General features: G+C 42.6%; 9 protein-coding genes. 3 read left to right on the forward strand and 6 right to left on the reverse strand.

Features of this window, described 5'->3' with window-relative positions; genetic code table 11:
• The first annotated feature begins 183 nt into the window (after window positions 1-183).
• The gene (locus tag WKU26_RS02600; protein ID WP_340320794.1) at window positions 184-918 is read left to right on the forward strand and encodes a hypothetical protein; all 735 of its coding nucleotides are present in this window, start codon (window positions 184-186) and stop codon (window positions 916-918) included.
• An 815-nt stretch (window positions 919-1733) separates the two neighbouring features.
• Here the strand turns inward: WKU26_RS02600 and WKU26_RS02605 are convergent.
• The 4 genes from WKU26_RS02605 to WKU26_RS02620 all read right to left on the reverse strand — a co-directional run bounded on the left by WKU26_RS02605 (window position 1734) and on the right by WKU26_RS02620 (window position 9014).
• Entirely contained in the window at window positions 1734-3731 is a 1998-nt protein-coding gene (locus WKU26_RS02605; RefSeq protein ID WP_340320795.1) for a fructose-1,6-bisphosphatase, read from the reverse strand.
• Window positions 3732-3744: 13 nt separating this feature from the next.
• Window positions 3745-5406, reverse strand: a complete 1662-nt coding sequence (locus WKU26_RS02610; RefSeq protein ID WP_340320796.1) for a putative transporter — start codon at window positions 5404-5406, stop codon at window positions 3745-3747.
• A gap of 140 nt (window positions 5407-5546) precedes the next feature.
• A complete protein-coding gene (locus tag WKU26_RS02615) occupies window positions 5547-7736 on the reverse strand; it encodes a glutamine synthetase III family protein (RefSeq protein ID WP_340320797.1) in 2190 nt (729 codons plus the stop codon).
• Between the two features lie 42 nt (window positions 7737-7778).
• Window positions 7779-9014: an LL-diaminopimelate aminotransferase gene (locus WKU26_RS02620; protein ID WP_340320798.1), complete on the reverse strand. Its 1236-nt coding sequence runs from the start codon at window positions 9012-9014 to the stop codon at window positions 7779-7781.
• Window positions 9015-9209: 195 nt separating this feature from the next.
• On the opposite strand from WKU26_RS02620, the gene WKU26_RS02625 reads away from it, so the two are divergent.
• Both WKU26_RS02625 and WKU26_RS02630 read left to right on the forward strand, forming a co-directional pair.
• Window positions 9210-10097 (forward strand): YitT family protein, encoded by an 888-nt coding sequence (locus tag WKU26_RS02625; RefSeq protein ID WP_178267418.1) that lies wholly within the window; start codon window positions 9210-9212, stop codon window positions 10095-10097.
• 13 nt (window positions 10098-10110) lie between these two features.
• Window positions 10111-10698, forward strand: coding sequence for a Crp/Fnr family transcriptional regulator (locus WKU26_RS02630; protein WP_269876580.1), 588 nt, complete (start codon window positions 10111-10113; stop codon window positions 10696-10698).
• A gap of 23 nt (window positions 10699-10721) precedes the next feature.
• Here the strand turns inward: WKU26_RS02630 and WKU26_RS02635 are convergent, their stop codons facing one another.
• Window positions 10722-11864 (reverse strand): hypothetical protein, encoded by a 1143-nt coding sequence (locus tag WKU26_RS02635; RefSeq protein WP_340320799.1) that lies wholly within the window; start codon window positions 11862-11864, stop codon window positions 10722-10724.
• A gap of 114 nt (window positions 11865-11978) precedes the next feature.
• Entirely contained in the window at window positions 11979-13637 is a 1659-nt protein-coding gene (locus WKU26_RS02640; protein WP_338158861.1) for an AMP-binding protein, read from the reverse strand.
• Window positions 13638-13645: the final 8 nt, after the last annotated feature.

Consider the following 13645-nt stretch of genomic DNA (forward strand, 5'->3'; position numbering starts at 1 on the left):
TATATGCCTGATGGAATTGCCTGGAAAAAGAAATGATGCAGGGAGTTTGTTAATTGGAAATATAGTCTTACATTTATGGACTGATGAGATATATCTGTCTGATCCCTACTGTATTGATTGTCTGCAGTCGGGCTTGGACTGGAAAAAAATATAGGTAGAAACAGACTGTTCAAAAGTATAATTATGAATTTCCGATTTGTCAAACTGTGTGTAGGAGGCTTGATGTTCGTAACGACTCCTCTATATGCTCAAGAGAAAAGCGCAAATGTGCAGAAACTGGAAGCCTTGCGTTATCAGCGGCAACTTCATCTGAGTACAACGTTTGTGGGAAGTATCGACTTGGCTCATCATTCCGATAATCCGGCTGCAAGGATTTTTGGGGAACCTCCTTCTGTAGCTCCTGCAGAAGATATCCGGCTTACTCATCTGTGTGGGGCACGCTGGGGATGGTATGCCGATTTCCGCGTGAAATACTATGTAAGCAAACTGGAGCATAGTGACTTTTTGGAGGGTTTTGTTTCGGCTATCTCTCCTTTAAGCTACTTCCATATAGGTTATAGCGTAGGGGGAGTGTACCGTTTGGAGGGAACGCGCTGGCAATGTTATCCCCGCGTAGGGATAGGACAGAATTTTTACGGATATAATCGTAAGAAAGAGTCGGATGGTGAGCTGCGTCTGGAAAGTGACGGAAAAACATTCTGTATGGACGTAGGCATCATGACACAGTATCGTCTGACTCCTCTTTTTGCAATTACTTTTGATGTCTTGTACAGACAGCCTTTGACTTCCGCCGAGAGTTATTTGTTACTGGAAACAGAAACGGGTATGCAACCTTATTCTTATCGTAGCAGCACACTGGGCCGTGAACTGAATGTGGGCATCGGTATTAATTTCTGTTTTAGTCTGAAGAAGAAATAGCAGGCATCTTTCGTTTTATCTTGTTATAAGAGGCTGGGGAAGAACAAAGGTCTGATTTCCTGAAAGGAGGGGAGAGAATACGGAAGGAGAACTGTAGTTGAAAATGAAAGTGACAAAATGTAACTTTCTCGGATGAGGCTGGTGGGCACAGAAGGAAGTTGACAAAATGTCAAATCAGACCGCTCTACACGGCTTTATTTGGACTCGGATACGAGGACGCTTGCAAATTTGCCCGTTTTTGGAGGTTCTCTGAAATCCGAATGAAACCTTAATTGACTGTTTTGCTTATTCTATCTTTTTAAAGGTGTTAAAGTGTAGCTTTTTGTAGTGTAATGGCTGGAAGCGGATACTTTTTGTCTTTTTGAAATAGATGAGTTTTAAAGTCGGTAAATGTATACAATAAGGTGAAAAAGAGATTTTACCTATGAATTGGAGGGCGAAAATCCCATTTTTTGTCGTGTTGATATACGCGACTGATAGCGTAAGTGTACGTGACTTGTCGCGTAAGCAATCGGTACAGGTATCGTAAGCCTTCGATACAAGTCGTATTTGATGGTGAAATAAGCTTGAAAAAGCTGTTGTACAGCATGGTTTAACCCTCTTTTAAAGGGTCATAAAGTAGCGTGAAGCTGTGTTTTGTGCAGAATGTGTGTTAGCTGAAAAGTGGAATTTTCTTGTTTTGGATAGCAAAATCGTTATTCAGGTGTCATATTGATTATTTGCCGGTTGTGTGGTGGCTTAAAAGAAATCGGGATTCACTGTTCAGTGAATCCCGGTTTTCTGTATGTGTATGAAACGGATTGCTCCGATTGTCATTAAAGTGCTTTTTCCTTTATGATGCCGGTGTTATAGGCAACCAGCAGCTTTTTCAGGTCTTCTATCTGAATACTCAATTCTTTTCCCTTGTCGGTGTCTTTTACCATCATGCGTTTGCTGCTCATTTCTACCAACTGGGTAGTCGACTTGATGTCCTGGCCTTCTTCAATGGCTTTCTGCGTAGAGGTGAAGGGTTCATGCTGTACCAGCTGGAAACCGCGTGAGTGGTAAACCAGTGTATAGCCGGCTATACCTGTTTCCGGTTGGTAGGCTTTCGAGAATCCTCCGTCAATCACCATCAGTTTACCATTGGCCTTGATCGGCTTTTCTCCTTTGACAGCCTTTACAGGTACGTGTCCGTTAATGATGTGACGATGCTCGCCTTCTACCTGGAACTCATCCATAATCATGTCGCATACATCCTCACGGTTGCGCAGTTCGTAGTAATAACCTTTTACTTCCTTATGTGTTTCTTTATCGCTTAAGAAGTAACGTTCAAAAGTCGCCATTTTGCTTTTATCGAAGGCTGGAGAATCTTTTCCGCACCACAGGTACCATACGTAGTCTAAAGCAAATGCCTTTTCTTTACTTTCGTTGTCGTCGAAATAAGCCTGTCGGATGAGTTGTCCTACCCGTTCCAGAAGTGCTTTTCCTTTGTACCGTTTACCTGCAATATCTACTTCTTTCAGACTGCCGTCTTCGTTTAGAGGCATGGAGGCATGATACAGCAGATTGGAGTTGCATACATTGTACATGCAGCCATAGCGGAACAGGCATTTCATGTGCTTGCGCAATTTTTCACTGCTGGTGAAAGAATGGTGCAGTTTGGTTACAATTTCCTGTTCTTCTTCGGTCAGTTTATATGGATTGGCCGGATCGACTGTAGGGAAGTAACAGTCTCTCATTTCATATTCTTTTCCGTTCAGTATCAATGTCTTTCGTTCGAAATTGATACAGTGTAACAACATACGGTCTTCCATTCGGAATTCCGGACGGCGCTGTATGATTTCGGCTTCCAGTTTGAACTGAATCACACTGATGGCTTTGTGCATCTGTGCGATGAGGCGGATTGTCTTTTCGTTGTAAGGGCTGGCTTCCTTGTCTATTTTGGGGAAGAAACTGGTACATGGGTCATTGGCATAGGCTTCCATTGCAAAAGTGGCAAGCGGCAACAGGTTGATACCGTATCCGTCTTCCAGTGCAGAAAGGTTGCCGTAGCGCATAGCCAGACGCAGTACGTTGGCTATGTTGCAGTCGTTGCCTGCTGCAGCACCCATCCATAAAATATCGTGGTTCCCCCATTGGATGTCAAAGTTATGGTAGTTGCACAAGATATCCATGATGATATGCGGTCCGGGACCACGGTCGAAGATATCGCCCAAGATGTGCAGTGAGTCGATTGTCAGACGCTGAATCAGGTTGCACATTGCAATAATGAATTCATCGGCACGGTGTGTATCGATGATGGTGCGTATAATGACATTGATATAAGCCTGCTTGTTGGGTTCGATACTGCTTTCGTGAAGCAACTCCTGAATAATGTACGAGAATTCTTCGGGCAAAGCTTTACGTACTTTTGAACGTGTATATTTGGATGACACATTCTGGCATACCTTTACCAGCTGGTTCAGGGTGATGACATACCAGTCTACAATATCTGTTTCTGTTTCCTTTACCAGCTGAAGCTTTTGTTCCGGATAGTAAATCAGTGTGCAGATTTCTTTCTTTTCTGTCTCGCGCAGGGTATTGCCGAAGATTTCGTTTACCTTGCGTTTGATGGCACCCGAAGCATTTCGCAGTACATGCTGGAAAGCTTCATACTCGCCGTGCAGGTCGGCCAGAAAATGTTCCGTACCTTTAGGAAGGTTCATGATTGCTTCCAGATTGATGATTTCCGTACTTGCAGCAGCAATGGTAGGGAAATTATGTGACAGCAACTCCAGATAACGGAGGTCCTGCTTGATGATTTCGGGAGTAATTTGCTTGTATATGTTCATGGGTCAGATTAAGTTATAGAAAGAACATTAAAATAAGTTGTGCGATAATGACTCTGGTAAACATGCCGAGAGGGTAGACAGTAGCATAGCTTACAGAAGGATTATCGTTGGGAATAATATCGTTGGCATAATTCAGTGCCATCGGATTGGCCATACTTCCGCAGAGCATTCCGCAGGTATTGCCAAAATCGAGACCGCAAAAGCGTAATGCGACCAAGGCCATGATGACAACCGGAATAAAGGTGATAAGGAAGCCGATGCCTACCCATAAAGCACCCTCCGGGCGCATGACAGTTTCGAAGAACTGTGCTCCGGCATCAAGTCCCAGACAGGCCAAATAGAGCGACAGACCTATACCGCGCAGCATCAGGTTGGCACTGCGTGTGGTGTAAGTAAGCAGATGGAAGCGTGGACCATAGGCACCAATCAAGATACCGATAATGATAGGTCCTCCCGCCAGTCCTAACTTCACCGGAGAACTGATGCCCGGAATGGCAATAGGTATGGACCCTACAATCAGTCCTAATACAATACCGATAAAGATGGAAGCAAGGTTCGGGTCTTTTAAGGTCTTGACTCTATTTCCCAACACTTTTTCTACATTCTGAATGGCAGCTGCTTCGCCTACTACGGTCAGACGGTCTCCCAACTGCAAGATAAGTCCCGGAGTGGCCAGTAGTTGTACACCGCTGCGCAGTACACGGCTGATGTTGATACCGTATGTGTTACGCAGGCGCAAAGCTCCCAGTTTCTTTCCGTTTATTTCCGGTCGCGATATGATAATATGCTTTGAAATAAGTTGGCTGTCTATGGCATTCCAGTCGATGTCTTCCTTGTTCCAGTCGCGGTTTTCCTGTTCTCCGAATAGAATAGTCAGAGCCGGAGCATCTTTCTCGGTTGTGATGACTAACAGACGGTCGTTTTCTTTCAGGATTTTGTCAGAAGTAGGAATACTTACCATACCTTCTCTCCAGATTCGTGAGATGACGAATTTGGGATAACTCATCTTGGCTATGTCCTGAATACTTTTGTTGAAGATAGCCGGATTGTGTACCTGAAAGGTAGCAATGTAAGTATGATTGGGGTCATCGTGTTCCTGTTCTTCCAGATCTTTCGGACGGACAAAGAGTTTTCGTACCACAATGATGGCCAGAATGACACCGACTACTCCTAACGGATAGGTGACTGCACAACTTAGTGCAGCTCCGCTGGTAGGTTCACCCAACTGCTTGAGAGTTTGCTGGGCGGCACCGAGTGCCGGAGTATTGGTTGTGGCACCGCATAGGATTCCCACCATGTCGGGCAGGGAAATGGAGGTGGTCTTGCTTAAGGTTACAGCCATAATGGTGCCTAACAGGATAACTCCTAATCCCAGTAAATTAAGTCTATATCCTCCTTTCTGAAAGGAACTGAAAAAACCGGGGCCAACTTGTAGCCCAAGTTCGTATACGAAAAGTACTAATCCAAAACTTTCTGCATAGGTGAGCATCTGAGGATCAATGGAGAATCCGAGATGACCAGCCAGAATACCCATGAAAAAAACAAAGGTAACTCCCAGTGAAATTCCACAAATATGAATTTTACCGAGGCCTAATCCGCATGCTATAATTACTGACAGAATGACAACTGCCTGCAAAGCGGAGTGATTGAAAAATAAATCATATAACCATTCCATGGCGCAAAGATACGTACTTTTGTTTATTGCAAGGGTTAGTTTATGCGTTTTTTATACGACAATAAAGAAAATACACCCGCAAGCCTTACTTATGTGAAGGCCGGCGGGTGTATGTGGCTTATAATACGTTGATTTGTATCTTATCGGATGAACAACAATTCGCGGTATTTGGGCAATGTCCACATCTGGTCGTCAACAATCAGTTCCAGCTTGTCGATGTGGTAACGTATCTGTTCCAGCATGGGGGCAATGTTGTCGTGGTAAGCAATCGCTTTGGCACGTTCTTCTGTGATGCGGTTGGCAACTTTACGTGCTTCTACCATTGCATCTACCTGTTCTTTGATGAAAGCAGTGTGTTCTGCAATCTCCTTGATGATAGCCAGATTTTCTGCCGACAGGCTTGCTGCTTCTTCTGCAGAGAAGAGAGATTTCATTTTGTAAGCGTTGTCTATCAGTTTGGTCTGGTATTCGATAGCAACCGGTACTACGTGGTTCATAACCAAATCGCCCAACACGCGTGCTTCAATCTGGATTTTCTTGGTATACATTTCCCATTTTACTTCGTTGCGTGCTTCGAGCTCTTTACGGTTCATTACTCCTGTAGATTCGAACATACGTATTGTTTCCGGTTTCAGGTAGTTGTCGAAGATAATCGGGCAACTTGTTTCACAATCCAAACCTCTGCGTGCTGCTTCTTCTTTCCATTCGTCGCTGTATCCGTTGCCATCGAAGCGGATAGGCTTACATTCCTTGATGTATTTACGGATTACCTGAATGATAGCAGAAATCTTAGGCTCGCCTTTTTCAATCAGTTCGTTTACATCTTCTTTGAAACGTATCAACTGTTCAGCCATGGCTGTGTTCAAGGCTATCATGGCACTTGCACAGTTGGCTTCCGAACCCGGTGCACGGAATTCGAAACGGTTTCCTGTAAATGCAAACGGTGAAGTACGGTTGCGGTCGGTATTATCGATAAGCAATTCCGGAATCTGTGGAATATCCAGTTTCATTCCTTGCTTGCCTCCCAAAGATACCAGGTCGTTGCTGGTGCTTTCTTCCAAATGATCCAGCACTTTACTAAGCTGTGTACCCAAGAAAGAAGAAATAATTGCAGGAGGCGCTTCGTGTGCTCCCAGACGGTGCGCGTTGGTTGCACTCATGATGGAAGCTTTCAGCAATCCGTTATGATGGTATACTGCCATCAGGGTATTTACAACGAAGGTAATGAAGCGCAAGTTTTCTTCAGATGTTTTACCTGGTGCCATCAGCAACACTCCATTGTCTGTACCCAATGACCAGTTGTTGTGTTTACCTGAACCGTTTACTCCCTTGAATGGTTTTTCGTGGAGCAGTACGCGGAAACCATGATTGCGGGCGATTTTACGCATCAACGACATCACCAGCATGTTATGGTCTACTGCCAAGTTACATTCTTCGTAAATTGGAGCCAACTCAAACTGATTGGGGGCAACTTCATTATGGCGTGTCTTTACCGGAATACCTAATTCCAATGATTGGATTTCCAGTTCTTTCATGAAAGCTGCTACACGGCTTGGAATTGCACCGAAATAATGGTCTTCCAACTGCTGGTTCTTAGATGCTTCGTGTCCCATCAAGGTACGTCCGGTGAGCAATAAGTCCGGGCGTGCTGCATAAAGACCTTCGTCTACAAGGAAATATTCTTGTTCCCATCCCAAGTAAGAAATGATTTTCTTTACAGAAGGATCGAAATAGTGTACTACGTCCAGCGCTGCCTTTGTGACCGCTCTGATAGATTTCAGCAATGGAGTCTTGTAGTCCAGAGATTCACCTGTATATGAAATAAAAATAGTAGGAATACACAATGTATCATCTACAATGAATACTGGAGATGAAGGATCCCATGCACTGTATCCACGTGCTTCGAATGTGTTTCTGATACCTCCATTGGGGAAAGATGAACCGTCTGATTCTTGCTGTACGAGCAGTTTTCCTGAAAACTCTTCCAACATGCCACCTTTTCCATCGTGCTCCACAAATGCATCGTGCTTCTCTGCAGTACCCTCGGTCAGTGGTTGGAACCAGTGAGTATAATGAGTAACTCCCATCTCAATGGCCCATCTTTTCATACCATTGGCTACTTCGTCGGCAATATTGCGATCAAGTGTTGCTCCGTTGTCTATTACGTCGATTAGTTTATTATAGACTTTGCTTGGCAGATATTTGAACATCTTTTCGCGGTTGAACACGTACTTGCCGAAGTATTCACTGGGGCGTTCTGCTGGTGAAGGTACTTCAACCGGTTTTTTGTGAAAAGCCTGTTCTACTACTCTGAATCTTAATTTTGACATAATACCTAAAGTTGTTTTTATTGTTGTTTTTATTTTAGTTGCTTATTGTTTAGCCCATTGTTGTATACGCTGCATGGCTTCTTTACACTGTTCGGTAGTATTGAAAGCCGTTAAGCGGAGATATTCATTCCCGTTTTGTCCAAATCCAATTCCAGGAGTTCCTACAATATTGGTTTCATAGAGTAAAGTCTCGAAGAATTGCCAGGAGTTAAGATGGCCGGGAGCTTTTATCCAGAAGAAAGGTGCATGATTTCCACCGAAGAAAGACAGGCTTGTTTGTGAAAGCATATCTTTCATCAGTTGTGTATTGTGCATGTAATAAGATACAAATTCTTTTACTTGTTTCTTTCCTTCGGATGTGTATAGTGCTTCTGCGCTACGCTGACTGATGTAAGATGCACCATTGAATTTGATGGAGCGATGCCGGTTCCATAATTTGTTGAGCATAATGCGTGCTCCTTGCAGTGTGGTAGCCGTGACTTCTTTTGGGATAACTGTATATCCACATCTTACTCCGGTAAAACCAGCTGTTTTGGAGAAACTTCTAAACTCTATTGCTACTTTTTTAGCTCCTTTTATTTCGTAGATGGAGTGAGGAATATCCGGATCTTGTATGTAAGCCTCATAGGTTGAGTCGTACATTATCAAGGCATCATTTTCAATGGCATAATTTACCCATTTCTTCAGCTCTGTCTTGTTCATGGCAACTCCTGTCGGATCATTGGGATAGCATAAATAGATTATGTCAATCCGCTGAGAGGGAATATGAGGCATGAACTGGCTCTCGGGTGTACAAGGCAGATAAACGACATTACTCCATAAACCTTCTTCTTCAAAACATCCGGCTCGTCCACACATCACATTCGATTCAATATAGCATGGATGAATCGGGTCGGTAACTCCGATACTGTTATCATGTCTCAAAATATCCCCGATATTACCAATGTCGGTCTTTGCTCCGTCATTGATGAATATTTCACTGGGTTCGAGTGATACACCTCTGGACAGATAATCATTCTTGAGAATAGCTTCGATAAGGAATGGATAGCCTTGTCTGGGGGCATATCCGTGAAAGCTGTGTGAACTGGTAAATTCTTCGGCTGCTTTGTGCATGGCATTGACAACTGCTTGAGGAAGAGGAAGGGAGACATCTCCTGAGCCTAAGTCGATGATGTGTGCCTTAGGGTGAGTTACCTTGAAGGAATTGACCTTTTTTGTCACTTCAGAAAAAAAGTATTGGTCAGGTAGCTTGAGGAAATGTTCGTTTACTAATGCCATAATTTAATAGTAAAAACTATTTTGCTGCAAAAATACGAATTTTATGTCATTTGCAAAAGATTTTGTTTTATGGATTTTTACATAAAGATTGTTTTAACGTATTCTTTGTGTCTTTCTGGAAAAATATAAAATGTTCTGCCTTTATATTTAGGTTTTTTTCTATTTTTGTACTGAATTTTAAATAGAACAACGACAATGAATCAGGCTTTATCTGCTACTCGTAAACAGAAAATTTTGAGAGAAACCAAAGATTATTTAATGATAGCTTTGGGTATGGTGATGTATGGTATTGGCTGGACTGCATTCCTTCTGCCTAGTGATATTCCATCGGGTGCGGTACCGGGTATTGCATCTATAGTCTATTGGGCTACAGGTTTTCCTGTTCAATATACCTATTTGATTATTAATTTTCTGCTATTATTACTGGCTTTGAAAATACTGGGCTTGAAGTTTTGTTTGAAAACGATATTTGCCGTGTTTGTATTGACTGCAATCTTAGGGGTTATTCAGAGCTTTTTTAAAGAAGGCTTGATTCACGATCAGCCGTTTATGGCATGTGTGTTGGGAGCTTCGTTTTGTGGGGGTGGTATTGGTGTAGCATTTTCTGCCAATGGAAGTACGGGTGGTACAGATATCATTGCCGCAATAGTCAATAAGTATCGTGATATCACACTAGGTCGAGTGATATTAATATGTGATGTGATTATCATTTCATCCAGTTATCTGGTGCTGCATGATTGGGAAAAGGTAGTATACGGATATACAGTATTGTTTATTTCCAGTTTTGTCTTGGATCAAGTTGTAAACAGTGCCCGCCAGTCTGTGCAGTTTTTCATTATATCTTCTAAGTATGAAGAAATAGGACGCCGTATTAATAAAGACCTGCATCGTGGAGTTACTTTCATTGATGGCGTAGGTTGTTATACTCAAAATAATGTGAAGATGATGTTTGTGCTGGCTAAGAAACGTGAGTCTAGTACTATTTTTCGCTTAATTAAAGATATAGATCCTCATGCTTTTGTCTCTCAAAGTGCTGTAATTGGTGTTTTCGGAGAAGGATTTGATAAGATAAAAGTAAAATAAACTTTAGAAACTTATGACAACCAGTGTTGAAATAGTACGGAGCATTGCTGCTCAGTACCATGTTTTGTTGAAAAAGGAAAGTATACATGCCTTGGCAGATATTCTTGTATGCAGAAAATATAAAAAAGGCGAGCGTGTTCTGAACGAAGGTGAGTATTGCAAATGCATGCGTTATATAGAAAAAGGTATGACGCGACAGTTTTATTTTAAATATGATAAAGATTTAACCGAGCATATTGCATATGAGGGGGGGATGGTGATTTGTCTGGAGAGCTATTTGAAAGAAGAGCCGACCCGTCTGATGATTGAAACGTTGGAACCTACAATCGTATGGGAAATTTATAAAAGCGAAGTAGAGGCATTGGCAGAGCAACATGCGGATATAGGTAAATTATACCGTAAGTTCTTCGAGTATTCGCTGATAGAATCGCAAATAAAGGCCGATACATTACGTTTTGAACCGGCCTATGAGCGATATATCCGTCTTTTACAACTTCATCCTGAAATATTGAAGCGTGCTCCGTTGGTTTATATAGCTTCTTTGCTGCAGATGACTCCAGAGACATTAAGTCGTGTAAGATCTGCCAGCTTGAATGCCTGATATATATTCTTTCGAAGTAGGTATTAAAATAAAATAATACCTACTTCGAATGTAGCTTTATCGTCGAAGTTTCCACTGTGACCATATGTCTTTGTCCAGCTGTATCCACCGGATGCAAAGACACCTATCTTCTTGCTTATATTATATTCAATGTTGACGCGTGGCTGGAGTGCATACAACCGTGCTGGATATCCATTGTCTTTGTTTTTCAGGCTTTCGATATGATAATATCCCATATCGGCACTGATTTCTAACTGGGGGAGGATAGGATAATATACTCCTGCACGATAGAACGCGCTGAAAGAAAACTTGGCATCCGTATCAAAATAATAGGCACCTGTACCGATTTGGGTATATGTGTGTTGGTTTTTAAAGCGCACTGCTACATTTACCTTGTTCAGATTGCCTCCGGAGATAATCAATTGGGGACGTGTACGTGGATTCCAGTTGACCAGTCCGATCTGCCGTGCAGAAATACTGTCTTGGCTGATGTTGATAAGTCCCAATTGCCAGCCCCTGTTTCTTTTGGTTTCTACATTGCTTACTCCTATTTGTAATCCTCTGTTCTGTTCGCTGTAGTTTGCCAGTCCAAGCTGTAATCCTTTATTGTTGACAGTCACATTGCCTAATCCGGCCAACTGTACCCCTTTATTGCTTTCTCCCGCTACATTGAGCAAAGCCGACAGTTGAACTCCTTTGATACTGTTGCCATTTACATTCATTAATCCACCGATTGACATACCCGAATAATCCTGACCGTTGATATTGGCCAGTCCGGCTATATGTACACCACCGGAAGATTTTCCACTCAGATTAATCAATCCTCCAAGAAAGAATCCTCTGGTGCTTCCATTGACTACGTTACCAATGCCGGAGAGTTGAAACCCATTGGCTTCTTTGCCGCTTACGTTCATCAATCCAGATAATACCATTCCATTGGATGTTTTTCCTGTTACGTTGGCAATGCCGGCAATTTGCAGACCGGACATATTTAATCCTGTTACGTTAGTAATACCGGCAACTTGTATTCCTTTAACGTATTGGTGAGTAATACTTGAAATGGCGTTGAGGCCAAAGCCTTGCAAATTGGCATAATTACTAAGCAAGCCAATATTTACATAAGTCTGAGGAGGATCCTTTTTCTTGTTGGTAATATTGAGAGCCATATTAGGCCCTTTTTTGAGACCTTTTGGCTTGGCCGAGTAGGAACTATTTGTTCCTGTCAGGACAAAGCCTAACAGGAACAATGCTATGAGTTGTTTGTTTGATATCATTTGAACTTACTTTATATCCTGATATAAGAAGCGTTTGATACTCTTTTTAGGAGTTTTTTCAAACTCTTCTGGTTGTATAGTGATACGAGTGATCTGTGAGTATCCCGGAAGTTCTTGATTCAAAGCTATACGGTTGTTTTCCATTACCTGCGCAATGTCGGCATCAGTCATTCCCTGTGCATATGCTTCTTCAAAGTCGGGATATACAAGTGCTGTCAGTTTGTGGTCGGCCTGTTGGATGACAATGTTTTCAGCTACCAAAGGCATATTAGCCAATTTATCCTCGATTTCTTCCGGATAAATATTTTGTCCCGATGGTCCTAACAACATATTCTTGCTACGGCCTTTGATAGTAATGTTTCCTGCTGCATCCATTACTCCTAAATCGCCAGTATGCAGCCATCCGTCTTTGTCGATGACCTGAGCTGTTGCTTCGGGGTTCTTGTAGTAGCCCAACATTACGTTATCACCTCGTGTCAGAATTTCTCCTACTATATTTTCCGGGTCCGGACTGTCGATACGCACTTCCATACGTGGAGCTGATTTTCCGCAAGATCCCGGCTTGAAGCGTTTCCAGTCTTCATAACTGATAATAGGGGCACATTCTGTCATTCCGTACCCTACCGTATAAGGGAAGTCAATACTTTTCAGTAATTGCTCTACTTCCTGATTGAAGGCTGCTCCACCTATGATAATTTCGTGGAAATTACCTCCGAATCCCTGTATCATGTGTTCGCGTACGGTAGCCTTGATCTTATCGTTGATAATAGGTACCTTAAGCAGGATTTTCATTTTCAGTGTTTCCAACTTAGGCAATACGTTTTTCTTGATAATCTTTTCAATAATAAGAGGTACTGCGATGACAATATGTGGTTTTACTTCTGCAAAGGCCTGGAAGATAATCTTCGGACTTGGCATACGGGTGAGGAAGTAAACATGACATCCGCACGCAACTTCGTATAAAAATTCGAAAGCCAAACCATACATGTGTGCCATGGGAAGCATGGATACCACTCTGTCTCCCGGTTTGAGTGGCAGAACCTCGAAAGCGAACTGTGTGTTAGACCATAAAGCACGGTAAGGTATCATTACTCCCTTGGACGCACTGGTTGTGCCAGAGGTATAATTGATGACTGCCAGTTCTTCTGTTTCATCACGGCGGTAACTTACGTGTTCACGACGGAAATTACGAGGGAATTTACGTCCGAACAATTCGTTGAGGTGCTCGCGTGCGTATTCCAACTGCTTGCTGCGGCATACCAGTAATGTGAAATCTGTCATTAGGATAATACCTTCCAGTTGCGGCATTTCCTTTTCGTCGAGCGACTCCCATATTACATCTCCTGCAAAGAGAAGGCGGGCGCCCGAGTGATTGACAATGTTATGTATATTGTCTGCTTTAAATTCGTGAAGAATGGGGACTGCTACAGCTCCATAAGTCAGGATGGCCAGAAAAGCCACTCCCCAATGTGAACTGTTCCGTCCGCAAATGGCTACCTTGTCGCCTGGTTGTATTCCGCTCTCGGCAAGCAGAATATGCAATTTCTCTATTTTACGAGCTACGTCCTTATACTGCAAGGTTGCACCTTTATAGTCGGTCAGAGCATCCAAATCCCAATTTTTTTTGATGCTTTCTTCTATAAAAGCTAAAAAACTTTTTTCCATAATTTAAA

Source organism: Phocaeicola sp. HCN-40430 (genome assembly GCF_037890285.1).
GTDB lineage: Bacteria > Bacteroidota > Bacteroidia > Bacteroidales > Bacteroidaceae > Phocaeicola > Phocaeicola acetigenes.

Bases quoted from the DNA above. Each gene is read 5' to 3' on its own strand.
- WKU26_RS02620 (WP_340320798.1), bottom strand. From the start codon at position 9,014: ATGGCATTAGTAAACGAACATTTCCTCAAGCTACCTGACCAATACTTT.
- WKU26_RS02630 (WP_269876580.1), top strand. From the start codon at position 10,111: ATGACAACCAGTGTTGAAATAGTACGGAGCATTGCTGCTCAGTACCAT.
- WKU26_RS02605 (WP_340320795.1), bottom strand. From the start codon at position 3,731: ATGAACATATACAAGCAAATTACTCCCGAAATCATCAAGCAGGACCTC.
- WKU26_RS02610 (WP_340320796.1), bottom strand. From the start codon at position 5,406: ATGGAATGGTTATATGATTTATTTTTCAATCACTCCGCTTTGCAGGCA.
- WKU26_RS02640 (WP_338158861.1), bottom strand. From the start codon at position 13,637: ATGGAAAAAAGTTTTTTAGCTTTTATAGAAGAAAGCATCAAAAAAAAT.
- WKU26_RS02600 (WP_340320794.1), top strand. From the start codon at position 184: ATGAATTTCCGATTTGTCAAACTGTGTGTAGGAGGCTTGATGTTCGTA.
- WKU26_RS02625 (WP_178267418.1), top strand. From the start codon at position 9,210: ATGAATCAGGCTTTATCTGCTACTCGTAAACAGAAAATTTTGAGAGAA.
- WKU26_RS02635 (WP_340320799.1), bottom strand. From the start codon at position 11,864: ATGGCTCTCAATATTACCAACAAGAAAAAGGATCCTCCTCAGACTTAT.
- WKU26_RS02615 (WP_340320797.1), bottom strand. From the start codon at position 7,736: ATGTCAAAATTAAGATTCAGAGTAGTAGAACAGGCTTTTCACAAAAAA.